The following is a 25766-nucleotide window of genomic DNA, read 5'->3' as shown; positions in this document are numbered from 1 at the left end:
GGTTCGGTAAAATACAAAACCGGCTTGCCTAAAAAGACAAGCCGGTTTTGTATGCTTAAGTTTATGCACAAACGAGTCCAAAATTCACAAAATTCCTCGTATCTCATCCAACGACTGCACCTTTTCCTGCTGCATCCATTGTTCTAGTCCATATACCAGCTCAGCCCCTGCATGTAAATGGACAAAATTATACGTTCCCACCTGAATGGCGGCGGCCCCTGCCATGGTGAATTCAATAATGTCCTCCACCGAGCTGATCCCGCCCATCCCGATCACAGGAATCGATACCGCCTGCGCCACCTGGTGAACCATGCGCAAGGCAATCGGCTTGATTGCCGGGCCGGAAAGGCCTGCATACGTGTTGGCAAAGACACTGCGACGCCGACGTATATCTATTTTCATTGCAGAAAATGTATTGATCAGCGAAACCCCGTCCGCGCCTTCTTCCTCGCACATCACTGCCATCTGCGTGATGTTCTCTGCATTCGGAGATAGCTTGACGATCAGCGGAAGTGCCGTCACATTGCGCACCTGACGCACAACCTCCCGTGCTACCTCCGTCTGGATACCAAATTGCATTCCACCCTGCTTCACATTGGGACATGAAATGTTCAATTCCAGCATGTCAACGCCTCTGCGGTTCATTGTACGGCGTTTTTGCGCGTTTTCCGTAATCATGGCTACGGCCTGAACGTATTCCTCCAGATTGGAGCCGCCCACATTGGCAATAACAGCTGTATTCCAGCGAGTCATGTCATCCAGTTCATCCTTCAAAAAAGCCGCCACGCCTGGATTTTCCAATCCTACACTATTCAGCATACCGGATGCTGTCTCATGTATTCGTTGCCCCGTATTCCCCGCCTTCGGATGAAGGGTTAGTCCCTTGCCGACGATGCCGCCGAGTAGCTCAGGAGAATAGAATTCTGCATACTCACGCCCGAACCCAAACGTACCGGATGCCATGATAATTGGATTTTTGAACGGTACACCTGCTATATTACATGCCATGGAGATCATCGAACTCCACCTCCTCCACCGGGAATACAGGCCCTTCCTTACATACCCTCCGATTGCCTTCACGGGTACGCATAGTACAGCCCAAACATGCGCCAATACCGCAAGCCATGTGTCTTTCTGTTGAAATATATAAACGGGACGCTGTACCCGCCGTTTTCAACGCAAGTGCTTGCAACATCGGAGTGGGCCCGCAGGAAAACATATTCGCATAGCGAGCCGGATCGACCTGTTCGACGATGCTTCCCCCTACTTTGACCTGTACAGATGCTGCCGCTGCCTCGAACGCTTCAACCCCAAAGGCTTGCTGTGCAAAACCCAGATAAACGTCTGCATGTGGGTAATATTTTGCAGCCAACAACAAAGGTGCTGTACCCATGCCACCGCCGATTAAAGCTAGGCTGCCCTCGACCTGCGGAAACCCGTTTCCGAAAGGTCCTTCCAACTGAATCTCCTGACCAGGCTGTAACTGGGAAAATAAATTGGTCCCCTCTCCAACAACCCGGTATAAAAAGGAAATACTCTCTTCCCCGATATCATAAATGCTGATGGGTCTGGGCAGCAGTGGGTAACCATTCCCGCTGCGCAGCATGTAGAACTGACCCATTTTCCCTTTAAATTTGCCCTCTATCTTCATTACATAAATGCCCGGAACGAGCGCCACATTTGAAATTACGTTAGCCATATAACCCCTCCACTAACCACTCACTATAACGTAAAAGCAGCAACTATTACGTGACTATTTTCACATTTACAGTTGGCGTTTTGTTCCATGGCTCATGTATAAAAAAAGCGTACTCCTGTTAGAGAGTACGCTCGTGCATTTTAACTAATCGCTTCGCGCTCCGCATTGCGGCTGCCGCTCGCATCCTTGCGAATTTGCTTGCTGCGTAGCTGTCCACAGGCCGCATCAATGTCGACTCCGTGCTCCAGCCGAACACTACAGCTAATGCCTTGCTTTTTCAACACATCATAGAAGCCAGTAATCGACTCCGACTCACTCCGCTGGTATTGACTATGCTCATCCACCGGATTGTACGGAATCAGGTTCACATTCGCCAGATTGCGACGATGGCCCACCAGCTCAGCCAGTTCGAGCGCATGCTCCTTACCGTCATTAACATCCTTCAGGAGGATGTACTCTAGCGTAATCCGACGATTGGTTTTGTCCAAATAATAGTCAATCGCCTGCATGAGCTTCTCAATCGGGATCGCCCGGTTGATCTTCATAATGCGGGTACGAATCTCATTATTTGGAGCATGGAGGGAGATCGCAAGGTTGACGTGTAGATCGGAATCTGCAAATTCAATAATTTTATCGGCAAGGCCACTTGTGGACACAGTAATATGCCGCGGCCCAATCGCCAGCCCTTTGTGATCCTTAATGACCCGAATGAAATCGGACAGGTTCACAAAGTTATCAAACGGTTCGCCAATCCCCATTACCACAACGTGACTGACCCGGTCGCCCGGACGTTCCTGGTCCAGATACAGCTGCACCTTCATGATTTGTCCTACAATTTCACCACTGGAAAGGTCACGGCTCTTCTTCAACAATCCGCTCGCGCAGAAGCTGCATCCAATGTTACATCCCACCTGGGTCGTCACACATACGGATAGTCCAAACTTATGCCGCATTAATACCGTCTCAATCAAATTCCCATCCTGCAAGCGGAACAAAAACTTGACCGTCCCGTCTGCTGATTGTTGCTTCACGTGTTCTTCCAGGATTTCAATAGAGAAGTGCTCTGCCAACAAGCGAGTACAACTCTCGTGAACCTCTGTCATCGCCGCAAAATCAGTAATTCGTTTCCGGTACAATGCGTCCCATACCTGTAATGCCCGAGATTTTTTATGTCCATGCTCCATGAGCCATGCTGTCAATTGGTCTAACGTTAATCCATAAATGGATTCCTTTTTCATGTTCGATCCTCTTTTCACAAACGTTAAAATTCGTATTTCTATATATAAACCCTAGCCATCACGACTCGTCTCAACTATCATTGCATCATAGCATGTTTGAGCGCTCTGCGCTATTCAAACACTTCTTTTATTGTCCCAAATTTTAATTATGAACACAAGGGGGCAGGCTGATGAAACCCTGTTCAACAACAGCACGCAAAGACAGGATGACGGACACCGTGAATGATATGATTACAACCAAGGAAGGTGATGTGGTTGGAATGGTTGGTTCGGATCAAGAACGCACTCGATCTAATGGAAGATAGAATGCAGCAGCCCCTCAATATCGATGAAATTGCAAAGGCGGCCTACTCGTCTCCCTTTCATTTTCAACGGATGTTTTATATGCTGACTGGCGTTACGGTAGCAGAATATGTGCGCAAACGTCGATTGACCCTGGCTGCTCAGGAGTTGAGTCTTTCTACCACCAAAGTACTGGATGTTGCGTTCAAATACGGATATGATTCCCCCGAATCTTTTTCTAAAGCGTTCCGAAAGGTACACGGTATTTCTCCCTCTGAGGCCAGAAACCCGGGAGTGAACCTGAAAGCCTTTCCGCGCATCACCTTCCACCTATCGCTGAAGGGAGATCAGGAAATGGATTATAAAATTGTAGAGAAGGCGGCGTTTACGGTCATTGGGAAGTCCATTCAAGTTACTACTAAGAACGGCGAAAATCTTCGGGAAATCCCAAAATTCTGGGATCGGCTTAACGGAGATGGCACATCAGATCGCATTCATGCCTTGGGGACAGGCGATGATATCCTCGGTATATGTCTGGACATGAAGTACGGTGAGGAAACGTTTAGCTACCTTATCGCCGCAGAGGGCAGTGAAGACGTAGCAGCCTCGAACGGATTAGAAGCCAGAACCATCCCGGCTGCAACCTGGGCCGTGTTTACATCCATCGGCCCTATGCCTCACTCGATCCAGAAGGTATGGCAAAGAATTTACCAGGAATGGTTCCCTGCCAGCAACTATGAGCACTCAGGCGGGCCTGAGCTAGAAGTATATACCATGGGGAATACTCATGCTGAGGAATACCGAAGTGAAGTATGGATTCCCATTACGAAAAAATAACCAAACGAACCGGCTGCCTATTGCAGTCGGTTTGATATTGTGTGCTCAGGACAATTGCCCAAGTTCTGCTTTAATACGGAATATAGCCTTGAGCTTGCCAGCTTCAGCGGTGCCTCGGTTGCTTTACACAGAAGACCAAAGGTCATATCGATCAAGCTGCCGCTTAATTGCCTCACTGCTGTTCCTCCCGGGACAGGATCGACTAGAATTTGTGGCACAAGAGCAATTCCTAATTCACATTCCACATAGGATTTTAGAGCCGTCATGCTGCCAATTTCCATCGTGTCTAACGTGGTTATTCCATATTCCTTCATGACCATTTCAAGTTTACGCCGATAGGGACAGATGGACGACGTAATAAGTAGGCGATGCCCTTGCAAATCTGCGGGTCCAATGCACTCCTTTTGTGCAAGAGGGTGATGTTCAGGCATCAAAACTACAAAATTCTCCTTAAATAAAGGTTCAAAATATAGTTCTGTACCCAAATCCGGAGCAGAGCATAATGCGATGTCCACATCCCCTTTGAGAATACGCTCGCTTAATGTAGGGGTATTCCCAAACTCAACAGAAATCCGAATGTAAGGATAATGGTTTAAGAATCGCTTTAAAATTTCAGGTAGTCGGTAACTGGCGGTCGGTTCAGTCACCCCTATGCGAATGTCGCCTGCGGTTCCCTTTTGCAGGTTCTCCATATTTTCCTGCAATTGCTCCATATCTTTTACAATATGCAGACTTTGCTCGTAAAACATCCTGCCCGCTTCAGTTAACTTTATCTTCTTGCCCCGTTCAATCAACTGAACTCCTAGATCGGATTCCAGTCTCTGTATTTGCATCGTCACGGTGGATTGTGCATAATTCAACGCTTCCGCTGCACGCATAAAACTTCCGCAATTCACAATCATCTGAAATGTTTTAAGTGCTTTAATATCCATTCTCCTACTCCTAAGTCGCTCGTTTAATTCAATTTTATTGAATTTAAAGTTCAGTTAATTCAATTATACATAATATAATACATCCTCTACAATGATCCATATTAGATCATATTATTTTTCACACAAAACTAACGAGTTGGATAAGGGGCGGACATACATGGATTTACATCAAAAAGTAGCACTGGTTACAGGAGGCGGTACAGGAATTGGGAGAGCCATATGTATGGAGCTGGCGGATCGTAAGGCTACGGTAGTCGTAAACTATTCCCGTTCTAAAGACGATGCAGAGGAAACCGTACGTAGGATACTTGAACAGGGAGGAAGTGCAATTGCATTACAGGCAGATGTTTCCCAAGATCGGGAAGTTCGAGCGATGGTCGAGCAGATTGTTCAGCAATACGGCACGGTTGATGTACTGGTGAATAACGCCAGCATTACACATCATATTCCGATGGATGATCTAGAGGCCGTTACGGAAGCGGTGTGGAATGATCTCTTGGATGTCAATGTGAAAGGCATGTTTCACTGTGCCAGAGCCGTGGCTCCTTATATGAAGCATCGTCAACAAGGAGCTATCGTCAATCTGGGAAGTATAGCTGGACAAACAGGGCTAGGTTCCTCGCTACCCTATGCAGTATCCAAAGCAGCCGTTCACGGGCTGACCAAGTCGTTAGCACGATCGCTGGCACCTGATATTCGAGTCAATTGCATCGTACCAGGCGCGGTGGCCACAAGATGGTGGGCAGGTAGGGAAGAACAAATGAAACAATTGGCTCCCCACTTGCTGCTACAGCGCATTTCCACACCTGAGGATATTGCCAGCATGGTCTGCTCTGCTTTGGAACAGGAAGCCATGACAGGCCAGATCATTACGATAGACAGCGGACAAACGCTATAAAGTTACTGGGCTTCTAGGTAAAAAACAAGCCGTCTTCTTAGACAGAAGGTGGCTGTTGAGCTAGAACCTAAAAAGGAGAATGCTCCCGCAAGTTTGCCGGGGCGTTCTCCTCCTTATCTTATTCATAAATGATTTAAAACACTTTATCCTAATGATGATGAATACGACGTTTATTTCTCAAAATGTTGCGAATCATCTTATGATTAGGGAGCTGCCTGAATAACATATGTCCTGGATGCGGATTGGCCTCAATAATCCAGATTTGACCGCTCTTTTCAATAGCAAGATCGATGCCCAGCTCGCGAACCGGATGATTTTGGTCAATCGTGTCGGCAATGATTCTAGAAAGCTCAATGACCTGGTCCAAAATCTCTTTCATTTTCGCTCTGTCATTTTTAAAAACCCTTAAAAGCACTTTGGACAACGGCGCCGCATGTCCTCCCTTCCGATAGTTGGTAACGACCTTTCGAGGTGCAGCGACACGGCCGGTTATCCCTGAAATGACCCATTCCGATTCCGGCTTCTGCATATACACTCTGGCATCAAAAATCGAACCTTTGTACTTGGCTAACTTAAGTCCTTGCTGTACCAAATAACGACGATGAGGTCTCCGATAGCTTCTAATTGCTCTTCTTACAGCGTGGGATCTAACGACTCTGCGACTGGAGCCGCAACGAACCTCATATCTCCTCCCTACCTTTTTCGCGCGTATGATGCCGGTTCCTCCACTGCCATAATTAGGCTTGATAAAAACAGTGCGGTAGGTATCCAGCATCCGTAAAGTCCTTGCATTCGTAATCCAGCGGGTTTCGGGCAAGTGCGAGCGTAAAATGGGATGTTGTTGCATTTCCTTGTATTGAATCATCTTTCCAATGGGCACGAATATCCCTCGATTCTGTTGGGTTTTTGCACACACTACATGAATATGCATCTATATTCTATCTTGGTAACGGCGAATGCCACAGTTTGCTATGTAAGAGGCAAATCTCCTACTTTCTCTAAGCCAAGTCTTCTTTGATTTCAAGAGAGAGAGAGGGGTACTATGGCTCTTTACATGACGCAATTATTGTAAATACCTATAAAGTTAATCCCGATAATATATTGGACCAATAACAACTCTAGATATATGATGTATTAAAAAATAACGCGAGGAGGAACGATAACATGTCTGTTTATGATTTTCAAGCAACCTCAATTAACGGGAAACCGATTGAATTGTCAGACTATAGAGGTAAGGTTCTCCTTATTGTAAACACTGCCAGCATGTGTAGCTTCTCCAGCCAATTCGCTGATCTGCAAAAGCTCTATGAAAGACGGAGAGAACAAGGTTTTGAAATCCTTGCTTTTCCTTGTAACCAATTCAATGGAAAAGAGCCGGGTAGCAATTCGGAGGTTCAGGGAATTTGTCAAATTAAGCATGGAGTAACCTTCCCATTATTTGAGAAGACGGAGGTAAGAGGCTCTTCCCTTCATCCTTTATTTCAATATCTGACCCAACAGGCACCGTTTCAAGGCTTCGATACCCAGGCCAAAGACGGTCAATGGATGGACGATTTCTTGCAGGATAAATATCCAGAAATATACGTTGGCGACGGTATCAAGTGGAATTTTTCCAAATTCCTGATTGATCGCGGCGGCTATGTAAAAGCCAGATTTGAAGTAACAACGGCAACCTGTGCTATTGACCCTGTCATCGAATCGCTCTTGTAGGTTTCCTGGTCACTTCTTTAGATTCTTTAAAAAGAGAGTATCAAATGACAAAAACGTATATTTGTCATTTGATACTCTTTGTGTTATCCTGACTTCAAGGAGGTGACTCACACGGTAAGTCAACCGTGTCTCTATGGAAAAATCCTCAGATATACTGACCAAGGAACAGATTCTTATCGCGACAGAAGACACCCTTAGACGTTTTGGTGTAACCAAAAGCTCCGTGACGGATGTTGCCAAAGTGTTAGGAGTAAGTCACGGCACTATTTACCGACACTTTAAAAGTAAAGCCGAGCTTCTTGAAGGCGTGACCGAAAAATGGCTAAATGAAAAGATTATCGATCCGTTAACGGAGATATGCCAGGATTCATCTGTGCTAGGAATATCGCACTTAAAACGATATATACAGACCTTGGTCGAACTTAAGCAGTATTATGCCCGCGATGACGAGGAAATGTTCGAGATGTATACCCGGGTCACCGAGCAAGCCGCGGATTTAATCGACCAACATATCGCCCACATTGTGGATCAGCTCGCTGATATTATTGTGCGCGGGGGTATCACAGCGGATCAGCCGCCCCAACTGGCGCGTACGCTTTTCTATGCCACAGCCCGTTTTCATCATCCCGCACATGCTTACGAATGGAAGAATCCGACGATTGATCAGGAGTTTGCAGAAGTGTGGATGCTTTTAGAAAAAGGGATATCTTAAAATATATAGAAAGAAGGCCAAACACATATGAAGCATTTGGAAGGGAAAATAGCGATTATCACTGGCTCCTCCAGGGGAATTGGACGTGCCATTGCCGAGCAGCTGGCTAATCTAGGTGCTAGTGTAGTCGTCAATTATGCCAGTAGTCCGGACAGAGCTAAAGAAGTGGTAGCAGGCATTATTCAAAAAGGCGGAAAGGCCATAGCTCTCCACGCTGATCTGAGCAAGATGGGCGATATTGAAGCCTTATTTACAAATACGATTGCTGAATTCGGCAAAGTGGATATTCTGGTTAACAACGCCGGGCTGATGATTACCAAACCTCTGGCTGAGGTGACCGAAGCTGATTTTGACCAACAATTCGCACTGAATGTAAAAGGTACTTTCTTTGCCTGTCAGCAAGCGATGAAATACATGGAGAACTACGGAAGAATTGTGAATCTGTCCACGTCCGTGATCGGACAAATGTTTCCGGCTTATAGCGTATACGCGGGTACGAAAGGCGCAGTGGAGCAATTTACCCGTCAGCTGGCCAAGGAGTTCGGAAGCAGGCAAATTACGATCAATGCCGTGGCTCCCGGCCCTGTCAACACAGAGCTTTTTCAGGCAGGAAAAACAGAGCAACAGATCGAAGGCATAAAGAAAATGAATGCTATGGGTCGTCTCGGTGAACCGGAAGATATCGCTGATGTGATTGAGTTTCTGGTCGGCGCTAAGTCGCAGTGGGTTACCGGACAGACCATCCGCGTCAATGGCGGATTCATCTAAAAGCTGGAATACATGAAATGGAGGCTATACACGTTCATGATATTACACAAAGGCGAGACCTTATTTCGACAAGGGGAATCAGGCCCTTTATATCACTTAAAGAGCGGCTTGTTAAAAATTGTCCGAGTTCATGAAGACGGCTCGCAAATTTTAGTTAATGTAATTGTGCCCGATGAAATTATCCCGCATCACTCTCTCATCAGTCCCAATCCTTATTATGGTACCGCGATGGCGCTGGTCACCTCTGAGGTTGAGGTTCTGTCGCAAAAAGAATGGTACCTGAAGCTAGAGCAAGACCCGGCTCAATGTCGAGCCATTGCTTTGCAGCTACAGGATAAGCTGCGCATGATGCAGCAACGAATTGACCAGCTCACGGAGGTATCGCCTGCCGAGAAGCTTCGGAAGCTTCAACGCTGGTTCCACTCCTACATCGCACCCGCTACGTTAACAGACGTGCTGACACAGGAGGAAATTGGGCAGTTCATCGGGCTGCGCCGGGAGACGATTAACCGGCTATTGCGTGCTTCAAGCGCTCCATCTGCAAAAGATGATGACGATAATGCATCTCGATGAGTCTAAACCACTCTCCCGCATTCAACGCGCCAAATCCGGGATGAGAGACGGTAGACGACCCTGTTGATTTCTCAACGGTCGGCTCAATCTCTCTCATTTTACGGATCACCACGTTTAATCCTTCTACAATCTCTTCTCTGCTCGTCGGTTGGGGGGGAGTATACTGCGGAGATGGTGGAACTTGGATACGTATGGGTGGAAAGCTTCCCAAGTTAAATGCGGCTGTGCCCGCCTCCGTTTTATCCCCCTTCTCCCCATTAGACTGTAGACAAAGATCTATGTTCCTAAGATGCATATAAAGAGCAGAGTTCACCAAATGAAGATACATTTGTCCAAGCGACCATTGTCCCTCCTGCGGTGTGTACTGCAATTGCTCCAAGCTGAAGCTGTCCAATTCAAGAAGATAGTGTTGTACCGTTTCTTCAAAACGCTGTAATGTTTCGCTTGTATTCATATAGTAAATGCCCCTCTCTATCAAAGTAGCTTTACTATACAAGAATGCTACTGACAGCATTATGTCAGTAGCATTTCAACATTTTTTCCACTTCCGTACGGACACGCTCGCGAAGCGATTCAGGCTCCAGCACCACCACGTCTGCACCCCATCCAAGTATCCATGATAGTAACTCCTCTGGCTGTCTGACGCGATAGAGTACATGCAGTCCATCTGCATGCTCCTCCATGGACTCCATGTAAAAATGGTTCGCTTCCTTCACTTTATCTACAATATTCGAATTGGCTTGTATGCGGACATTTACATGGCGGTCATCGGGTTGTTTATAATCCTGCAAATTAAAATCACTAGGCAACTGATAGCTATCCTCCAGCATGATCAGCTCGTCCATACGCGACAAACGGAAATGGCGCATCTGCTGCCGCAATTCGCATTGTCCTATCAAAACCCACGAACCATGCAGCAGTACAAGACCATACGGGGCGACCACACGCACACTTTGGCGATTCCCGTCAGCCTCTGGCAATTTTTTGGAGTAGCTAAACCGAACCTTCCGTTTGTTCAATACAGCGATGCGCAGCGTTTCCAAATACGTTTTCTCTCTATGGTTTGTCCCTTTACTCACCGCCAGCAGTCTGATGGTCGTTCGCACCTGGGCAACTTCCCTGCGAACGCTCTCTGGTAAAATAGCTTCGATTTTTCTGCGTGAAGTTTGCGCCTTCATGCCATAGTCTGTATCAAATTTTTGTTCGACAAAATCTGTTCCGATTAGCAGCGCTACAGCCTCTTCTACAGTAAAGCTTACAGGAGGCAGGAAGTATCCCTCCATCAAAGAATATCCAATACCCGGTGCTCCTACAATCGGTACGCCCGATTCGCTGAGAGCCTGAATATCCCGATAGATCGTTCTCACACTCGTTTCGAAAATCGCCGCTAAATCCTCGGCCCGTATAATATCCTTACGTTGTAACTCTAGCAAGATAGCCAGCAAGCGGTCGGTTTTGTTCATACTATATCGCCCCGTCCTTGAGAGGATCTAAATGCACGAATTTAAAAGAGCAATAAGGGCAGTGCACGACTGCGGCTTATTGCTCTTTTGTCATAAAGCAGTTGCTTCTTTATTTAAAAAACACTTTTTCAACGTTATATTTAGCCTTTTGCGAATTGATGATGTAGGTTTCATAAATTTCACGATCTACCGCATCTTCTACAATACAGACCTCAATAATCGCCACTTCGTTCCGATTGGCCTTGATCGGCGATACGTTATCTTCAAAATGCTTTTTGATTCTGGGTCTTAGCTTTCTTGCCTTACCAACGAACAGCAATTCCTCCTGTGCGTTGTAAAACATAAAGATACCAGCCTTATCTCTAGGAATCAGGTGGAAATCTGTAAATCCGTAAATATGGCTGAGCTCAGGGTTAACCTGTTTGGTAATCGTGATATCCGGAGTTGGAATCGTTATATTAATCACTATGTCACTTCCTCATTCTATATAGGTGTAAATACTATCACAAATATGAAGGTAACACCATTCCATAAAATTATGGAGTGTCTCCCGGGACAGGCTTCGTCAATCTCCCCGCCGTTCTTTCGAGTGTCCAGACAAGTCCCCCTATGGCAAGGGTGGCGATGACCGCCATAATTGCTGATCCGCCGGCATGCAGCAGCAGCACGGGAACCCACAGCAGTCCAAGTATACGATGGATGGTTCGCATCCACTTGTTACGTACTTTATTAATATAGAAGCCGTACCCGGAGATCGCCAGTATAATAGCAAAGGCTGCCAGTCCGGAAAAGGTTTTGTGATCTTGAAATTTGGTAATCAGGAAATAGACACCGTGAATGGCAATAAGAATCAAGGTCGCCCAACCCAGCAGTTTATGCAAGGAGTGAAACAACTTTCCGGCCTTTCGAACCAACATGGACGGTGATCTCAATTTCTTCTTAAACCAGAACCAACAGAAAGTGGCCGCTCCAAGAAAAACGGAGATCGTACCCAAGGTATTAAATATTTCCCCGTTACCCCCACCACCTTTTCCGCTGGGACGTCCGCCCATATGCCCTGGTACATTGCCTCCCGGAGGTCGCATGCCAGGCTTGCCGCCGGAAACCGAGGACATGTAGTAATAGTAGATTAGGAGTAGAGCTGCTACCGTAACTGCAATGATTGCCGGAATCCAAACTGTCTTTTTCGTCTTTGTTTTCATTAATTATGCATCCTCCCCGGGAAAATTGCCTTGATTGTACCCGGTCAAGCTGAAAACAAAATTAACGCTAGCTGAAAGTATTCCTTTTCATGAATATAAAAACACATTATCTACTATGCGAGTGGGTTGGTTTCCGTTACAATATGTCAGTGTGATTCTGGCATCGGCAGATTGACGCGTACTTGAACATTATTGGAGGCTTCTATTTTTTCATGCAAAATGAATCTCATTCTAACGTAAAAATCATAACGGCCGATCCGAGCGCGATCGGCCTGTTTGGCTTGGCTATTGTAACGCTTGTAGCTTCATCCCAAAAACTTGGTCTCACTGAAGGCTTAAGCTTTATTATTCCTTGGGCTATTTTCCTTGGTGCCTTTGCACAGTTGTTTGCCTGCATTCAGGATGCAAAGCATAACAACACCTTTGGCATGACGGCATTTGGCGCTTACGCCTTCTTCTGGTTAGCTGTAGCTAGTAGCTGGATGATTAAAATGGGCGTATTCGGCTCAGAGCTGGCATCGGCGGTGGATGGCAGACAGCTCGGCGTTGCCTTTGCCGGCTATCTCATCTTTACGCTTTTCATGACCATTGGAGCAATGGAGACGCACAAGGTTCTATTTTTTATTTTTGTGTTGATTGATTTTCTGTTCCTCGGCCTTAGCTTCGATGCATTCGGCATCGCCCCAGAGGTGTTCCATACCATCGCTGCTTATGCTGAAATGGGCATTGGTCTACTCTCGCTGTACGGCACAGGAGCTGCCGTTCTGAATGCACATTTTGGCCGTACATTCCTGCCCGTAGGGCAGCCTTTCGGTATTTTCAAACCACGTCCTTAGTTTCATATGTATATCTCCAAAGCCGCCTTTCGCGCCGATCCGCGTTAAGGACGGCTTTGTTCGTTTATCATGCTGGGATTAGTGAATATAAAAACTCATAATGATAACAATATACATAAATTGTAATCAAAGGGGTATTTGTAAAAATGACACGAGCCGAGCATCGTACGACCTTCCCGCAATTTCCAGAATCGTATTGGTTAGCTTCAACTGACGTCCCCAATTTCCCCAAGCTTAATGAAGATATTCAGGTGGATGTTGCTATTGTAGGTGCGGGGATCACCGGTATTACCACTGCTTATTTACTTTCTAAAAAAGGACTAAACGTCGCAGTCGTTGACGCAGGGCGGATACTTCATGGAACAACGGGCCATACCACCGCCAAAATTACCGCACAACATGATTTGATCTATAGCGAGTTCCTCTCGCATTTTGGTAAAGAGAAAACCCGGCTCTATTATGAAGCTAACCGCGATGCTCTTGAATTCATCAGACAAACGGTAGAAGAGTATCATATCGATTGTCAATTTACAGAAGAAGATGCCTATGTTTATACAAGTGCGGATACGCATGTGGAAAAAATCAACGACGAATATAAAGCTTACAAGGAACTTGGCATCCCGGGAAGTTATGTCGAACAAACGCCTCTGCCCTTTTCAACTAAAGCAGCTATTATGATGGAAAACCAGGCTCAGTTTAATCCGATTCCTTTCTTAAGGTATCTAGCCAATCAAGTCATCCGGCAAGGCGGGAAGATTTATGAACAGACCACCGTTGTGGGTGTCGATAAAGGAACCCCTTCTATTATTAATACAAGCGACGGGCACAAGATTACCTGCAACTATGTCGTATCCTCCTCTCATTTCCCGTTTAATGATCCAAACAGTCTTTATTTTGCGCGATTGCATGCCGAGCGGTCTTATGTACTAGCGGTCAAGACGGATAAAACCTATCCGGGTGGTATGTACCTAAGTGCGGAAACCCCCAAACGTTCGCTTCGCTCTGTACTAATAAACGGTGAACCGATGGTCATCGTCGGTGGCGAAGGCCACAAAACGGGTCAAGGAATCTGCACATTTCAATACTATGAAGCTTTAGAAAAGTTCGCAGAGCAAACATTTGGATTAAAGGAAATCGTCTATCGCTGGTCGGCCCAGGACCTGTATTCGTTAGACAAGCTCCCTTATATCGGGCAGGAATTAGCCGATGTTCCTAACATCCTCTTGGCTACGGGTTATAGAAAATGGGGGATGACCACAAGTGTCGCAGCGGCTTTATTAAATACGAATCTGATTACCAGAAAGGAAAGCCCGTATCAGGATCTTTTCTCCCCTTCAAGATTTCATGCGGACCCCGACATTAAAACATTTGTGACACAAAATGCGAATGTGGCTAAACACTTGATTGCCGGGAAGCTGGAAATCAGCTATAAAAAAGCCGAAGAACTCCAGCAAGACGAAGGGGCAGTCGTCCGGGTAAACGGCAAAAGGGCGGGCGCATATCGAGACCCACAAGGAGCATTGCACCTGGTAGACACTACGTGCACCCATATGGGCTGTGAAGTTGACTGGAACGAGGCCGAAAGAACATGGGATTGCCCATGTCATGGCTCACGCTTTTCATATCAAGGCGAAGTCATTGAAGGACCCGCTAAAAAAGCGCTTGGCAAGGTTGAAGCTGAATAGCATGATGCTCTCGGAATAAACCTGATTGAGCGTGGCTGGTACACCCATGAAACGTAAACGAGCAGCTGTCGATGGATCTGCAAAATATCAATACTGCATTGCAAGCTCCTGTTTTGTAAAAGGATGCCTTCGGCATTATACGAAGCACGTTCTTGCGTATATATAAAGCCCCCAAAGCCGTCTTTCACGCCGATTCGTGTTAAAGACGGCTTAAGGGGTTATCTCGTGGTCCTTATTATTCGGCTTGCCAATTTGGCATCCGCTCTGCCGGGTAACGAAGGCCGGCTGCCATTCCTTTAGGGATGATGGCGTTAATCGTCTCCATTTCTTCTGCGGACAAGCCCACATCAACTGCTCCTGCATTTTCCTCTAAATACGTGACCCGTTTAGTACCGGGAATCGGTACTATTCCCTCTTGCGCAAGCAGCCAGGCCAAAGCAAGCTGAGAAGGCTTGACTCCTTTTCGAGCCGCAAGATCCTTAACATGCTGCACGAGATCCAGATTCTTCTGGAAATTCTCAGGCTGAAAACGCGGCACCGTGCGACGGAAATCATCTTCTGCAAAATCATCAAACTTCTGAATTTGCCCACTCAAAAAGCCGCGGCCCAGTGGACTGTAGGCCACAAATTCGATGCCCAGCTCCTTACATGTGGGTATAACCTCATCTTCCGCTTCCCGGCTCCATAAGGAGTATTCTGTTTGCAACGCTGTAATCGGGTGTACCTTGTGAGCACGTCTGATCAGTGCAGGAGACGCTTCGGATAGCCCCAGATAGCGGACTTTTCCCGCTTGAACCAGATCACTCATCGCCCCTACTGTTTCTTCAATAGGCACATTCGGGTCAACACGGTGCTGATAGTACAAATCAATCACATCTACACCCAATCTTTGCAGGCTACGATCACATGCCTGTTTTACATATTCAGGACGGCCGCTGACACCCAGGAATCCCCCATCCTCTCCGCGCATAATGGAGAATTTGGTAGCCAACACTACCTCATCCCGGTGGCTGCGCAGGACTTGACTGATCAGTTTTTCATTTTTCCCCACACCGTACACATCGGCTGTATCCCAGAAGTTGATCCCAAACTCCAACGCACGATGAAGCGTTTTGATCGATTCCTGATCATCCAACTCACCATAATACTCGGACATTCCCATGCAGCCCAGACCCAGTGCAGATACTTGAAGCTCGCTGTTACCCAGTTGTTTCTTTTTCAATTCTATCACTCCCAAATTGTCAGAATAGCCATCGCCTGTTCTAATCCATACGTTACATTCCGTATGTTACTACTTAAAGTTAACTTGAAGTCAAGCATTGTTTCGTACGCAGTATTTCATTTTTTTCAATAAAATTTGATGATTAGGTTGTAAGGGGCAGCTGTAAATTGCCATTACCCGTACTTTAAGTGTAACGGATCTCAAAAAACAAATGGGAACGGCAATTAAGTACAAATCCATTATTAGCGGCGGTAGTCTGTCACTGAAGAATAAGGAAGAAGTATGGCTCAAGGAGCTGAAAGAGATTGAAATAGATATATAGACCGATTGGATAGGTTTTTCCGTAGGATTAACATTTTCAGGTATTTCTTTGGCAAATTGAACAGACTGTTCAAATCGGATCAAATAGTTCGTGGCAGGGGCTGCTAAGGGTTAATATACTCGCTAAAGATGAAAGTATACAGAAATGGACGGAAGCAAGATTTCCTTTTAGACCATCTGAGCTGACTGAGCCCAAATCTTTTAAAATGATGGATGATAGCCTGGAGTTGGTTAGGGCTTCACTTAAGGAATCGCAAGCCGACAAAGGGGCATATGAAACTGTCATCTCATTCTACGGGAAGATGGATAATGAAATAATGCATGAGGAGTGGAGAGCATAGCATATGATGCAGTAGGTAAGCAGTATAACGTACTTGCTATAGAGCGATCGTAGGGCAAAGCAGACTTATGATTCCGGATTACAAAGCTAGATCAGATTCCAGAGGAGCTTATCCTGGTAAGGGAAGTGGTGGATAAACGATACAAAGATCCTAACTGGTCAGTATTGCTCAAATAATATGTAGAGAAAGAAAAGAAGACGTTCTGATTTTATCAGAACGTCTTCTAACGTCTTCTCTTGGGTTGGAATAAGATATGAATCAGTCTATCGAAACAATTTGCCATGATCCACCCTTATCTTTTTCAAAATAAAAGGTGTACTGTACATCAGGTGAAGAACCTTCTTCTTTAGTAAGCCGTTTGCCTACTACGGGTACCAATACCCGATCCTTTTCTTTTATAGCTTCGGCAATCCCTGTAAACTTCACTGGATGCTCTAAGAGATAATCGTGACCTGTTCCAATGTCTGGAGCAAGCGCAGCATGAAATTGATTCAAATCGTTTGATACAAAGGCGGCTATAGCCGCTTTGAGTTTGGTTATCATGCCATCCTCAATCAGAGGATCTTTAACTTCATTCCATTTGATCTCGTCCAAGCTATGCTGGACAGCTGATTGACCAGGTTCTTCTTTTACTGCCGATTCTGAGGTTGCTGGCAGTACCGTTTCATTGGTGGTGGGACTTGTTGCTTCCTGTTTTCCACAACCAGCAAACACAACTACACTTGCAGCAAGGATAAGAATAGAAATAATTCGAGCAGGTTTATTCATGTTAAATGTACACATCCTTTCTCGTTCTTTGACGAATACAAATGAAGAAAGTTAAAATACTCTTATAATAATTTACTATATTTTTTAAATTATGTAAAAAACGACCTGCTTTATTATAAAAACTATTGTTATGTATGAACAGAAGCGCTTCGCGGCTTCTGAAAGACGGCGAGAAAATTCATTTACAGAGCTAAGGCCTCTTCCGTGATCTTTTTTATATCAATGGATGAAGGCGTTTCTTCCTTAACCATATCCGGCAGGATATTTTCCAAAAATATTCAACGCATTTCAAATTAATATTTTTGATTTTTACAAGCGCATTGCGATACATCACGATAAATTCCTTTTCGGTATTCCCCCGCTGAAGCTCGGCAAACGCTTCATACACCTGATCCATTTTATCCGCTACTTCTAAAATTAAGCCTTCAACAGAATCATCTTTACCTTCTCTTAGCTGCTTGCGGAAAATTGCTTTAAAATCCTCGGGAATATTCTCTTCTATAAAATACTCTATCATACCCTCTTCAACTTGCTGGATTAATAACCGTAGTTCCTTGGAGGAATGCTTAACAGGCGTTTTAATGTCTCCAATAAAAATCTCGCCGTAATCGTGACTGCTGGTAATCTCGTATAGCTTTTTCCAATCAATATTGAGGCCGTTTCTCTCTTCGATATCAGCCAGGGTTTTGGCATATTGCACGACTTTCCAGGAATGAGCCGATACACTATGTTCCTCGAATTTAAACTTGCCTGGACAACGAATAATTCTTTCCAACTCATTTAGCGATCGAAAATAGGTGTGAATTCCCATCAATACATCCATCCTTTAACGGTATGAAATAGTAGATATAAACCAACTATAAACCTCAACTATTAACAGCAGATTATCGCAATATCAAGTTGATTCTTTCACATATAGCACATAAACAAATTTTGCTATACACTTTATATAAAAAAGTAAAAGTGGTGAAATCGTTGTTTAAAATCTTGCTGATTGAAGATGATGAAACTTTGTTCCATGAAATAAAGGACAGGTTAACTCAATGGGCCTATGATGTGTACGGCATCCGGGATTTTAGTAAAGTCATTCAAGAATTCACAACGATAAAGCCCGATCTGGTCGTGATTGATATTCAATTGCCGAAATTTGATGGTTTTCATTGGTGTCGAATGATTCGATCCCACTCTAACGTCCCGATTATCTTCTTATCATCGCGGGATCACCCTACGGATATAGTAATGTCAATGCAGCTTGGAGCGGATGATTTTATCCAAAAACCCTTCCATTTTGATGTACTGATTGCAAAATTACAAGCGACTCTTCGCCGTGTATATAATTACAATACCGAACCTGTTTCCCTGAAAACATGGCGTGGAGCGACGGTCGATTATGAAAAAAATGTAGTAGCCAATGAGGCTGGCTCCATCGAATTAACCAAGAACGAGATTTTTATTTTGAAGCTGCTGATTGAACAAAAAAATAAAATTGTCACACGAGAGGAATTAATTAAAAGCCTCTGGGATGATGAACGTTTTGTCAGCGACAATACCCTGACCGTCAACTTGAACCGCCTGCGTAAAAAATTGGACGAGTTGGATTTGGGCTGTTTCATTGAAACAAAAGTGGGGCAAGGCTACATGGCTACAGAAGAGGCACCTGCCTATGATTAAAAAATACCTTACAGAGAGGCGGAGCTGGATTCTACTTTTTGTATGCCAACAAATGCTGATCCTTCTCATTGCTTATGTGGATACGGCCATCCCGTTAATGCCGATCCTGTATGTCGTTTTCTTATCTATGTTGGTTTTCCTGGTTTTTTTAATCGTTCGCTATCCCAAGGAAACCAAGTTCTATAGGGCCTTGGAAGAATGGGAGGGGCCTCTCCAATTAACCGGAATGGGCGAACCTGAAAGTCCATTTGAGCGAATCATTGAACACAAAATTGTCCATCAGACCGAACGACTACAACAGATGATCTCGCAAAATCAATTGACTCTGGAACACGAAAAGGATGAACTGTTATCATGGATTCATGAGGTGAAAACACCTTTAACCGCTATGCATTTGATGATTGAGCGACTGGATGACAAATCTCTTAAGGCTCAGCTAACTTATGAATGGCTGCGAATTCATTTACTGCTGGACCAACAGTTGCACCAGAAGCGCATATCTTTTATTGAAAACGATTTGTACGTCGAGCAAGTAGATTTAAAATCTCTGGTTTTTAAAGAGATCAAAGCATTACAGTCATGGTGCATCCAAAAAGGGATCGGTTTTGACATCCGACTTGAGCAAATGGAAGTGCTAAGTGATGCCAAATGGCTAGCTTTTATCATCAGACAGTTCTTAACCAATGCCATCAAATATAGCGATGCCAGTGATATTATCATTCACAGCTATGAACATAAGGATCGAATACAGCTTGAGGTTCAAGACTTTGGGCGTGGGATTGATCCGAAGGATATACCTCGTATTTTCGAGAAAGGTTTTACATCCACGACCCAACATTCCGATCATACTTCAACAGGCATGGGGTTATATTTAACGAAAAAGGCAGCGCAGTCCTTGCTCATACATATAGATGTGCACTCCAAACCGAACACGGGTACTACCTTCACTTTAATTTTCCCCAAACGAAATGATTTCGTAAGTATGATGAGCATGTGACAGAGATGTCACATGCTTTTATGTATTGTTCGCCCAATCAAGGGAAAAGCATCGGCACGATTTTTATAATAAGGCTACAAGAACAATAAGGAGTGCATCGAAGTGAATATTTTAGAAGCCCATAAGATTCACAAAAGCTATGGTAATAAGCTAAATATGCAGGAGGTTTTGAAGGGAATAGATATCGTTATTGAGGAAGGTGAATTTGTCAGTATTATGGGAGCCTCCGGTTCAGGTAAAACCACTCTGCTAAATGTCCTTTCCTCCATTGATAAAGTAAGCCACGGTTCCATTAAGATCAATGATATCGAAATGACGAAAATGAAAGAAAAGCAACTGGCTGAATTCCGCAAACAGCATTTAGGCTTTATTTTTCAAGAGTATAATCTGCTGGATACGCTCACCGTGAAGGAGAATATCCTTTTGCCCCTATCTATCACCAAAACGCCTAAAAAAGAGGCCAACCGAAGATTTCAGGCGGTGGCTACAGAGCTGGGGATTTATGAGCTCAAGGACAAGTATCCCAATGAAATTTCGGGTGGACAGAAACAGCGTACATCTGCGGCTAGAGCGTTTATTCATGAGCCTACGATTATTTTTGCCGATGAACCTACGGGGGCGCTTGATTCGAAGTCGGCTTCTGATCTATTAAACAAGCTGGGTCAGCTGAACCAAAAGCGCAAAGCAACTATTATTATGGTCACGCATGATCCTGTTGCAGCCAGCCATTGCAGCCGAGTCATTTTTATGAAGGATGGGCAAATGTATACGCAGCTTCATAAAGGCGTGCAGGAAAGGCAGAGCTTCTTCCAGGATATCATGAAAACCCAAGCGGTCTTAGGCGGGGTCCAATATGAACATTAATCTGCTCATTCTAAAGAATTTGAAAAAAAACCTGAAAAATTATTACCTTTATGTTTTTGCTCTCATTTTCAGTGTTGCGCTCTATTTCGCCTTTGTCACATTACAATACGATCCCTCCATGGACGAAGTGAAGGGCTCTGTTAAAGGCGCAGCTTCTATACGGGCAGCATCCGTCTTACTGGTCGCTATTGTATGTATTTTCCTTTTGTATGCTAATAATATTTTTATAAAAAGACGCAGTAAAGAAATTGGCCTATTTCAACTGATCGGAATGACAAAAAGTAAAATTTTTCGCATTCTAAGTGCTGAAAACTTAATTTTATACTTCGGTTCTCTTTTCGTTGGAATTGGGGTTGGATTTTCTTTTTCCAAATTAGTGATCATGATCTTATTTAAGACGACGGGCATCGAGGCTATTGCCACTCTATATTTCTCGAACCAAGCACTGACTCAAACACTCATCGTTTTTGTTGTCATCTACTTGCTGATTATGGTCATGAATTACTCTTTTATCAAAAGACAAAGTATTTTGTCTTTGTTCCGAGTGACCTCAACCACCGAAGGGAAAATCAAGAAAATAACGATCTTTGAGATGATTATCGGGATCATTGGCGTCTCACTCATCGCGTTAGGTTACTATGTTTCCTCCAGATTATTTGGTGGAGACTTTACATCCCTAAATGAGCTATTTATGGCAATGGTGTTTATTTTGGGCTCTGTCATCATCGGAACATTTCTCTTTTATAAAGGGTCCATCCGCTTTATTTCCAATATCATCAGAAAAAGTAAAGGCGGCTACTTAAACATTCATGAGGTGCTGTCCCTCTCATCCATTATGTTCCGCATGAAATCCAATGCTTTGTTGTTAACCATTATTACGACAGTATCGGCACTTGCTATCGGTTTACTATCCTTAAGCTATATCGCCTATTATTCTGCGGATCAAGCAGCTGAGGATAATGTACCTTCCCATTTTGCCATGACGAATGTGCCGGATGCGGAGAAATTCAAAGCGTTACTTCATGAGCATGATATACAGTATCGAGAAAAGAAAATTGAAGTGATTCAAGTCAGTGTGAAGACAGCACAAATTATGGAGACTCCTATGGAACAATTAAATAAGGGTGCGGATTTCACGACACTGCCTGTTGTAAGCGACCGATCTGTGGAGGATACGGATGTATCTCCAGGCCAATCGGTTTTAACGGGCTATAATGATATGTTACAGAAATTCATGTCCTTGAAAGACTTTGGACCCTTGGATTTGAAGGGGAAAACAGAAGTCATACCTCAACAATATGTGGGTCTAAAAAAGGATTATGTGATTCCATACTATTTTGCAGCCGGGGGAGTACCCACTGTCATTGTAGACGAAACCATTTTTGAGCGGTTAAAGAAAGATGTAAATCCAGAGATCCAAAAGAAGTCCTCCTTATATATTGGAATTGATATGCTAAATGCAGCGCAGATTGAAGAAGCCGATCGCCTCTTTGCAGCTGCCAATTTTAATGATCAACAAACATCACAGTTTGAAATGAGCAGTAATCAGAAGAGAAATATGGGAGTGATCATGTTTGTCGTTGGCTTTTTGGGACTCACCTTTCTCATTACATCAGGCTGCATCCTTTATTTTAAGCAAATGGATGAGAGCGAAGACGAAAAGGCCAATTATACTGTATTGAGAAAGTTAGGCTTCACCCAAAGTGACCTGCTGCGAGGCATTAAAATAAAACAACTCTTTAACTTCGGCATTCCGTTAGTGATCGGCCTATCACACAGCTATTTCGCCGTCCAATCCGGCTGGTTCTTGTTTGGGACCGAAGTTTGGATGCCTATGATCATCGTGATGGTACTATACACCGCCTTATATTCCATCTTTGGAGTGCTATCCATTCTGTATTATAAAAAGGTCATTAAATCAGCATTATAACTGGCAAAAATTCAAAAAATGCCCTCAGCACAAGTGCCGGGGGCTTTTCCAAATATTTGAGCATTTTTGTTCCTGCGTGTACAATAAAATAACTATCATCGTAACCCCAAGGGGGGAGCTTATTTTATTATTAATCATCAATGGCATCGGCATCATAGCGAATATTATACTGGGTTCCTTTATAGGCGTGGCTATTTTTATGGGAATCGTTTTTCTCCTGATTGGCTTGCCTGAGTTTAAAAAATCGCCAAAACTTACGAAAAAGGCCAAAAAAGATATCGCCTATATTATGTCAACACTGTTAACTCTTCTTATATTCGTAGTTATTGTTTCTTGGAATATTCATACTTCAGGTGACCTGTTTCTTGAAGGTCCGCTAACACCGCAAATGAAGCTTCACTGGGGGCAAAAGGTATTGATACTAGGGTTACTGGAGGGCTTATGGGCTGTTATCACCCTAAAATGGCTGTTGCCCATCTTTTTTGATCCCCTGGATCTCAGCAAGAAGCAAATCCTTGTTTTAGTGAGCGGAATCGCATTTAGTGTGGTTTCAGGCATCTATGCCATGCTTGATGCCAGTTAAAAAGTCTCGCCCTTCTCTGTTACGGACAGGAAGAGCGAGACTTTGTTATTGATGGCTTCCCTCAATAGAGGCTCGTGTGAATGCTTAGCGCAAAGGCTCAAAACCCTCTGCTTGCTTCAGAATCTGCTCAATTTCCGCGCAGGTCTCCGGTTGCAAAGTCACCTCGACTGCCTTCACATTTTCCTCGATCTGTGCCGGTTTAGTAGCCCCAATCAGTGCAGCGCTGATCCCCGGTTCTCTCAGAATCCAGGCAAGCGCGAGTTGTGACAGGGTGATACCCAAGTCCTTCGCCAGCTGATCCAGCTCCTGAACGCAGTTGAGAACGGTATCGTTCATATAACTGCTGATGACATTATTGACAGAGGCATCAGCCCCGCGGCTACCCGTCGGTATAGGCTGTCCCGGCTTGTATTTACCTGTGAGTATGCCTTGGGCCAGAGGTGAAAATACAATTTGGCCGAGGCCTACCTGACCGGATACGGGAAGTACCTCATGCTCGATATAACGCTCGAACATATTATAGATCGGCTGATTGGCAATCAGCGGGCGCAGATTCAGCCGTTTTCCGATACCATAGGCATCCGTGAGCTGGGCAGCACTCCATTCACTAACCGCAGCATACAGGATCTTGCCTTGAGCCTGAAGATCATCTAGCGCCCGCAGTGTCTCTTCCAACGGAGTGTCTGGATCATAACGATGGCAGAAGTACATGTCGATATAATCTGTGCCGAGGCGCTTCAAACTCGCCTCACATTGCTCCATAATGTGCTTGCGTGACAGTCCTCTGTCATTGGGACCAGAATCCATAGGAAAGAAAACCTTGGTAGAAAGCACATAGCTCTCTCTTCGATAAGGCTTCAAAGCGGCTCCCATAGCCTTCTCGCCTTCTCCACGATTATACGCGTTCGCGGTATCAAAGAAATTGATTCCAAGTTCAAAGGCTTTGGCAATACAGGTATGAGCTGCTTCCTGTTCGGCGGCTGTTCCGTACGTTAACCAGCTTCCCAGTCCAATTTCGCTAATTTTAAGACCGCTATTGCCTACATTTCTATATCTCATATCTACTCCTTCTTTCCTAAGAAGTTCGCATTTTTATATATTTTAGCATGTAAACCCTTTCATTAAAACAAATAATAAAGGACTCATGGAGTTACATGAAGGACATCTACCACCCTGACTACTAGGGTGATAGATGCTGTAGTCTCATAATCTCAAATCATGTCTACTTGCTTCCTACAGGAAAAAGCGCATCATATGCAGGACAAGGCAGTTTGTCGAGAAACTCCTGAAGTTGCTTCGGCTTATTTTTGTAAATATCCTTTAAGGACGTTCCGTTATAAATATTACCGATGACCACAGGATGACAAAGTTCACAGATCAGAATATCCCCGTTCCCGTGAAGATGAAGCTGTTTCTTACCGTCAACACAGTTGGAAAAATATACACCTGGCTCTTCCTTAAAGCCCAGCGCCTCAGCAAAACGGTCCATACAGGTGAAATACAGCACGGTATCGTCTTTCTTGTGTGCAATCAGGTCATGAACGGAACGGACAAGTGCTTCCTTGGTGGAGATCGCGTTCCAATTCGTATGATCCATCACAATGCTGTTTTGGATTTCGTGGATGCGCACACCGAGTTCGTATACTTTTTCACTGATTGCTGGCATATTGTTCTGTGTCTCTGCAAATAGCAAAGTTTCCAGCACCGTTTCCAGCTTGGCTTCGGTACATAACCGAATATTTTGAACGATTTTCTCATACATGCGAGGGTGAACATGATAATACTGTGCATATTTATCGGCATCCGTAAAGTTGAAGGAGATATGAATGTTGGAAAGCCCCGCGTCACGCAGCTTCTCAATTCGTTCAGGGCTGAGCAAGCTGGCATTGGTATTGAGCTGGGTAGCGATTCCTTTGCTCGAACAGTGAGCCACAATATCCAGACAGTCCTCATACTTCAAGGTCACTTCTCCCCCGGACAGTCGCACACGTTTTAACGTTGGAATATCATCAATGATACTTTTGACCTCTTTACTGCTAATGCATTGTCCGTCGTTCCGCTGATATGCGCAGCAGTAATCACACTTGAAGTTGCAATTAGAGGTGACCCCGACTTCCAGTCCCTCTAGCTCATAAATGCCCGGCTTCTCCAGCTCAAGTGCTTTATATTTGTTCTCTATACTCACTTTCTTATTGTCCTCCCGATCTCAGGCTTGTGTCTTGAATTCCCTTGAG

At 44.6% G+C, this 25766-nt stretch carries 27 protein-coding genes and 1 pseudogene; 14 read left to right on the top strand and 14 right to left on the bottom strand.

Features of this window, described 5'->3' with window-relative positions:
- Positions 1-84: 84 nt before the first annotated feature.
- The 3 genes from G7035_RS09120 to rlmN all read right to left on the bottom strand — a co-directional run bounded on the left by G7035_RS09120 (position 85) and on the right by rlmN (position 2937).
- A complete protein-coding gene (locus G7035_RS09120; RefSeq protein ID WP_017426080.1) occupies positions 85-1017 on the bottom strand; it encodes a dihydroorotate dehydrogenase in 933 nt (310 codons plus the stop codon).
- Positions 998-1699 (bottom strand): dihydroorotate dehydrogenase electron transfer subunit, encoded by a 702-nt coding sequence (locus G7035_RS09115; protein WP_016822585.1) that lies wholly within the window; start codon positions 1697-1699, stop codon positions 998-1000. Before G7035_RS09115 ends, G7035_RS09120 begins: the two co-directional genes overlap by 20 nt.
- Positions 1700-1839: 140 nt before the next feature.
- Positions 1840-2937 carry a dual-specificity RNA methyltransferase RlmN gene (gene rlmN / locus G7035_RS09110; RefSeq protein WP_016822584.1) on the bottom strand — a complete coding sequence of 366 codons (1098 nt, stop codon included), beginning with the start codon at positions 2935-2937 and terminating at the stop codon, positions 1840-1842.
- A gap of 170 nt (positions 2938-3107) precedes the next feature.
- Between rlmN and G7035_RS27650 the strand changes: the two genes are divergently transcribed.
- The gene (locus G7035_RS27650; RefSeq protein WP_256620833.1) at positions 3108-3242 is read left to right on the top strand and encodes a hypothetical protein; all 135 of its coding nucleotides are present in this window, start codon (positions 3108-3110) and stop codon (positions 3240-3242) included.
- A complete protein-coding gene (locus tag G7035_RS09105; protein ID WP_019689007.1) occupies positions 3187-4056 on the top strand; it encodes an AraC family transcriptional regulator in 870 nt (289 codons plus the stop codon). Before G7035_RS27650 ends, G7035_RS09105 begins: the two co-directional genes overlap by 56 nt.
- A 17-nt stretch (positions 4057-4073) precedes the next feature.
- Here G7035_RS09105 and G7035_RS09100 read toward each other — a convergent pair whose 3' ends face one another.
- Positions 4074-4988, bottom strand: coding sequence for a LysR family transcriptional regulator (locus G7035_RS09100; RefSeq protein WP_019689008.1), 915 nt, complete (start codon positions 4986-4988; stop codon positions 4074-4076).
- 157 nt (positions 4989-5145) lie between these two features.
- On the opposite strand from G7035_RS09100, the gene G7035_RS09095 reads away from it, so the two are divergent.
- A complete protein-coding gene (locus G7035_RS09095) occupies positions 5146-5886 on the top strand; it encodes an SDR family NAD(P)-dependent oxidoreductase (protein ID WP_019689009.1) in 741 nt (246 codons plus the stop codon).
- 148 nt (positions 5887-6034) lie between these two features.
- Here G7035_RS09095 and G7035_RS09090 read toward each other — a convergent pair whose 3' ends face one another.
- On the bottom strand, positions 6035-6817 hold the full coding sequence (locus G7035_RS09090) for a YheC/YheD family protein (RefSeq protein ID WP_016822580.1): 783 nt from the start codon (positions 6815-6817) through the stop codon (positions 6035-6037).
- Positions 6818-7050: 233 nt separating this feature from the next.
- Here G7035_RS09090 and G7035_RS09085 point away from each other — a divergent pair, with 233 nt between their 5' ends.
- The 4 genes from G7035_RS09085 (at position 7051) to G7035_RS09070 (ending at position 9649) form a co-directional block, all read left to right on the top strand.
- Positions 7051-7596 (top strand): glutathione peroxidase, encoded by a 546-nt coding sequence (locus tag G7035_RS09085; protein ID WP_016822579.1) that lies wholly within the window; start codon positions 7051-7053, stop codon positions 7594-7596.
- A gap of 133 nt (positions 7597-7729) precedes the next feature.
- Positions 7730-8308, top strand: coding sequence for a TetR/AcrR family transcriptional regulator (locus tag G7035_RS09080; RefSeq protein ID WP_016822578.1), 579 nt, complete (start codon positions 7730-7732; stop codon positions 8306-8308).
- A gap of 27 nt (positions 8309-8335) precedes the next feature.
- Positions 8336-9076, top strand: a complete 741-nt coding sequence (locus G7035_RS09075) for an SDR family oxidoreductase (protein ID WP_019689010.1) — start codon at positions 8336-8338, stop codon at positions 9074-9076.
- A 36-nt stretch (positions 9077-9112) separates the two neighbouring features.
- The gene (locus tag G7035_RS09070) at positions 9113-9649 is read left to right on the top strand and encodes a Crp/Fnr family transcriptional regulator (RefSeq protein ID WP_017426072.1); all 537 of its coding nucleotides are present in this window, start codon (positions 9113-9115) and stop codon (positions 9647-9649) included.
- On the opposite strand, the gene G7035_RS09065 is transcribed toward G7035_RS09070, so the two are convergent.
- The 4 genes from G7035_RS09065 to G7035_RS09050 all read right to left on the bottom strand — a co-directional run bounded on the left by G7035_RS09065 (position 9582) and on the right by G7035_RS09050 (position 12314).
- A complete protein-coding gene (locus G7035_RS09065; RefSeq protein WP_080561198.1) occupies positions 9582-10103 on the bottom strand; it encodes a DinB family protein in 522 nt (173 codons plus the stop codon). The two genes, G7035_RS09070 and G7035_RS09065, sit on opposite strands and share 68 nt — an antisense overlap.
- Before the next feature lie 64 nt (positions 10104-10167).
- On the bottom strand, positions 10168-11112 hold the full coding sequence (locus G7035_RS09060) for a helix-turn-helix transcriptional regulator (protein ID WP_019689011.1): 945 nt from the start codon (positions 11110-11112) through the stop codon (positions 10168-10170).
- A 109-nt stretch (positions 11113-11221) separates the two neighbouring features.
- Positions 11222-11578: a nucleotide excision repair endonuclease gene (locus G7035_RS09055; RefSeq protein ID WP_016822573.1), complete on the bottom strand. Its 357-nt coding sequence runs from the start codon at positions 11576-11578 to the stop codon at positions 11222-11224.
- Positions 11579-11648: 70 nt separating this feature from the next.
- Positions 11649-12314 (bottom strand): hypothetical protein, encoded by a 666-nt coding sequence (locus tag G7035_RS09050; RefSeq protein WP_019689012.1) that lies wholly within the window; start codon positions 12312-12314, stop codon positions 11649-11651.
- 212 nt (positions 12315-12526) lie between these two features.
- On the opposite strand from G7035_RS09050, the gene G7035_RS09045 reads away from it, so the two are divergent.
- The gene (locus G7035_RS09045) at positions 12527-13150 is read left to right on the top strand and encodes an acetate uptake transporter (protein ID WP_017426070.1); all 624 of its coding nucleotides are present in this window, start codon (positions 12527-12529) and stop codon (positions 13148-13150) included.
- 146 nt (positions 13151-13296) lie between these two features.
- Positions 13297-14835 (top strand): FAD-dependent oxidoreductase, encoded by a 1539-nt coding sequence (locus G7035_RS09040; protein WP_019689013.1) that lies wholly within the window; start codon positions 13297-13299, stop codon positions 14833-14835.
- A gap of 235 nt (positions 14836-15070) precedes the next feature.
- On the opposite strand, the gene G7035_RS09035 is transcribed toward G7035_RS09040, so the two are convergent.
- From G7035_RS09035 to G7035_RS09025, 3 genes and pseudogenes are all read right to left on the bottom strand, one after another.
- On the bottom strand, positions 15071-16057 hold the full coding sequence (locus G7035_RS09035) for an aldo/keto reductase (protein ID WP_019689014.1): 987 nt from the start codon (positions 16055-16057) through the stop codon (positions 15071-15073).
- A 920-nt stretch (positions 16058-16977) separates the two neighbouring features.
- On the bottom strand, positions 16978-17487 hold the full coding sequence (locus G7035_RS09030) for a hypothetical protein (protein ID WP_019689015.1): 510 nt from the start codon (positions 17485-17487) through the stop codon (positions 16978-16980).
- A gap of 182 nt (positions 17488-17669) precedes the next feature.
- Positions 17670-18298, bottom strand: a pseudogene (locus tag G7035_RS09025) (YfbR-like 5'-deoxynucleotidase).
- Between the two features lie 164 nt (positions 18299-18462).
- Here G7035_RS09025 and G7035_RS09020 point away from each other — a divergent pair.
- The 5 genes from G7035_RS09020 (at position 18463) to G7035_RS09000 (ending at position 23532) form a co-directional block, all read left to right on the top strand.
- Positions 18463-19158, top strand: coding sequence for a response regulator transcription factor (locus tag G7035_RS09020; RefSeq protein WP_016822550.1), 696 nt, complete (start codon positions 18463-18465; stop codon positions 19156-19158).
- A complete protein-coding gene (locus G7035_RS09015) occupies positions 19151-20155 on the top strand; it encodes a sensor histidine kinase (RefSeq protein WP_019689017.1) in 1005 nt (334 codons plus the stop codon). The genes G7035_RS09020 and G7035_RS09015 overlap by 8 nt, the downstream gene beginning before the upstream one ends.
- A gap of 102 nt (positions 20156-20257) precedes the next feature.
- Positions 20258-21019 carry an ABC transporter ATP-binding protein gene (locus G7035_RS09010; RefSeq protein WP_017426060.1) on the top strand — a complete coding sequence of 254 codons (762 nt, stop codon included), beginning with the start codon at positions 20258-20260 and terminating at the stop codon, positions 21017-21019.
- Positions 21009-22949, top strand: a complete 1941-nt coding sequence (locus tag G7035_RS09005; protein WP_019689018.1) for an ABC transporter permease — start codon at positions 21009-21011, stop codon at positions 22947-22949. Before G7035_RS09010 ends, G7035_RS09005 begins: the two co-directional genes overlap by 11 nt.
- 76 nt (positions 22950-23025) lie before the next feature.
- On the top strand, positions 23026-23532 hold the full coding sequence (locus tag G7035_RS09000; protein WP_230877843.1) for a hypothetical protein: 507 nt from the start codon (positions 23026-23028) through the stop codon (positions 23530-23532).
- Between the two features lie 84 nt (positions 23533-23616).
- Here G7035_RS09000 and G7035_RS08995 read toward each other — a convergent pair whose 3' ends face one another.
- Both G7035_RS08995 and G7035_RS08990 read right to left on the bottom strand, forming a co-directional pair.
- Complete coding sequence (locus tag G7035_RS08995; RefSeq protein WP_019689020.1) at positions 23617-24591, bottom strand: aldo/keto reductase family protein; 975 nt, start codon at positions 24589-24591, stop codon at positions 23617-23619.
- 163 nt (positions 24592-24754) lie between these two features.
- Positions 24755-25717 carry a radical SAM protein gene (locus G7035_RS08990; protein WP_019689021.1) on the bottom strand — a complete coding sequence of 321 codons (963 nt, stop codon included), beginning with the start codon at positions 25715-25717 and terminating at the stop codon, positions 24755-24757.
- Positions 25718-25766: the final 49 nt, after the last annotated feature.

The sequence above is a fragment of the Paenibacillus polymyxa genome (assembly GCF_015710975.1).
Lineage (GTDB): Bacteria > Bacillota > Bacilli > Paenibacillales > Paenibacillaceae > Paenibacillus > Paenibacillus polymyxa.
The sequence above is the reverse complement of the archived record's forward strand: the minus strand, read 5'-3'. Positions and strand labels throughout refer to the sequence as shown.

What these genes read in the sequence shown, in the direction of transcription:
- G7035_RS09120 (WP_017426080.1), bottom strand. Translation starts at nt 1,017, where the DNA reads ATGATCTCCATGGCATGTAATATAGCAGGTGTACCGTTCAAAAATCCA.
- G7035_RS09115 (WP_016822585.1), bottom strand. Translation starts at nt 1,699, where the DNA reads ATGGCTAACGTAATTTCAAATGTGGCGCTCGTTCCGGGCATTTATGTA.
- rlmN (WP_016822584.1), bottom strand. Translation starts at nt 2,937, where the DNA reads ATGAAAAAGGAATCCATTTATGGATTAACGTTAGACCAATTGACAGCA.
- G7035_RS27650 (WP_256620833.1), top strand. Translation starts at nt 3,108, where the DNA reads ATGAAACCCTGTTCAACAACAGCACGCAAAGACAGGATGACGGACACC.
- G7035_RS09105 (WP_019689007.1), top strand. Translation starts at nt 3,187, where the DNA reads ATGTGGTTGGAATGGTTGGTTCGGATCAAGAACGCACTCGATCTAATG.
- G7035_RS09100 (WP_019689008.1), bottom strand. Translation starts at nt 4,988, where the DNA reads ATGGATATTAAAGCACTTAAAACATTTCAGATGATTGTGAATTGCGGA.
- G7035_RS09095 (WP_019689009.1), top strand. Translation starts at nt 5,146, where the DNA reads ATGGATTTACATCAAAAAGTAGCACTGGTTACAGGAGGCGGTACAGGA.
- G7035_RS09090 (WP_016822580.1), bottom strand. Translation starts at nt 6,817, where the DNA reads ATGCATATTCATGTAGTGTGTGCAAAAACCCAACAGAATCGAGGGATA.
- G7035_RS09085 (WP_016822579.1), top strand. Translation starts at nt 7,051, where the DNA reads ATGTCTGTTTATGATTTTCAAGCAACCTCAATTAACGGGAAACCGATT.
- G7035_RS09080 (WP_016822578.1), top strand. Translation starts at nt 7,730, where the DNA reads ATGGAAAAATCCTCAGATATACTGACCAAGGAACAGATTCTTATCGCG.
- G7035_RS09075 (WP_019689010.1), top strand. Translation starts at nt 8,336, where the DNA reads ATGAAGCATTTGGAAGGGAAAATAGCGATTATCACTGGCTCCTCCAGG.
- G7035_RS09070 (WP_017426072.1), top strand. Translation starts at nt 9,113, where the DNA reads ATGATATTACACAAAGGCGAGACCTTATTTCGACAAGGGGAATCAGGC.
- G7035_RS09065 (WP_080561198.1), bottom strand. Translation starts at nt 10,103, where the DNA reads ATGAATACAAGCGAAACATTACAGCGTTTTGAAGAAACGGTACAACAC.
- G7035_RS09060 (WP_019689011.1), bottom strand. Translation starts at nt 11,112, where the DNA reads ATGAACAAAACCGACCGCTTGCTGGCTATCTTGCTAGAGTTACAACGT.
- G7035_RS09050 (WP_019689012.1), bottom strand. Translation starts at nt 12,314, where the DNA reads ATGAAAACAAAGACGAAAAAGACAGTTTGGATTCCGGCAATCATTGCA.
- G7035_RS09045 (WP_017426070.1), top strand. Translation starts at nt 12,527, where the DNA reads ATGCAAAATGAATCTCATTCTAACGTAAAAATCATAACGGCCGATCCG.
- G7035_RS09040 (WP_019689013.1), top strand. Translation starts at nt 13,297, where the DNA reads ATGACACGAGCCGAGCATCGTACGACCTTCCCGCAATTTCCAGAATCG.
- G7035_RS09030 (WP_019689015.1), bottom strand. Translation starts at nt 17,487, where the DNA reads ATGAATAAACCTGCTCGAATTATTTCTATTCTTATCCTTGCTGCAAGT.
- G7035_RS09015 (WP_019689017.1), top strand. Translation starts at nt 19,151, where the DNA reads ATGATTAAAAAATACCTTACAGAGAGGCGGAGCTGGATTCTACTTTTT.
- G7035_RS09005 (WP_019689018.1), top strand. Translation starts at nt 21,009, where the DNA reads ATGAACATTAATCTGCTCATTCTAAAGAATTTGAAAAAAAACCTGAAA.
- G7035_RS08995 (WP_019689020.1), bottom strand. Translation starts at nt 24,591, where the DNA reads ATGAGATATAGAAATGTAGGCAATAGCGGTCTTAAAATTAGCGAAATT.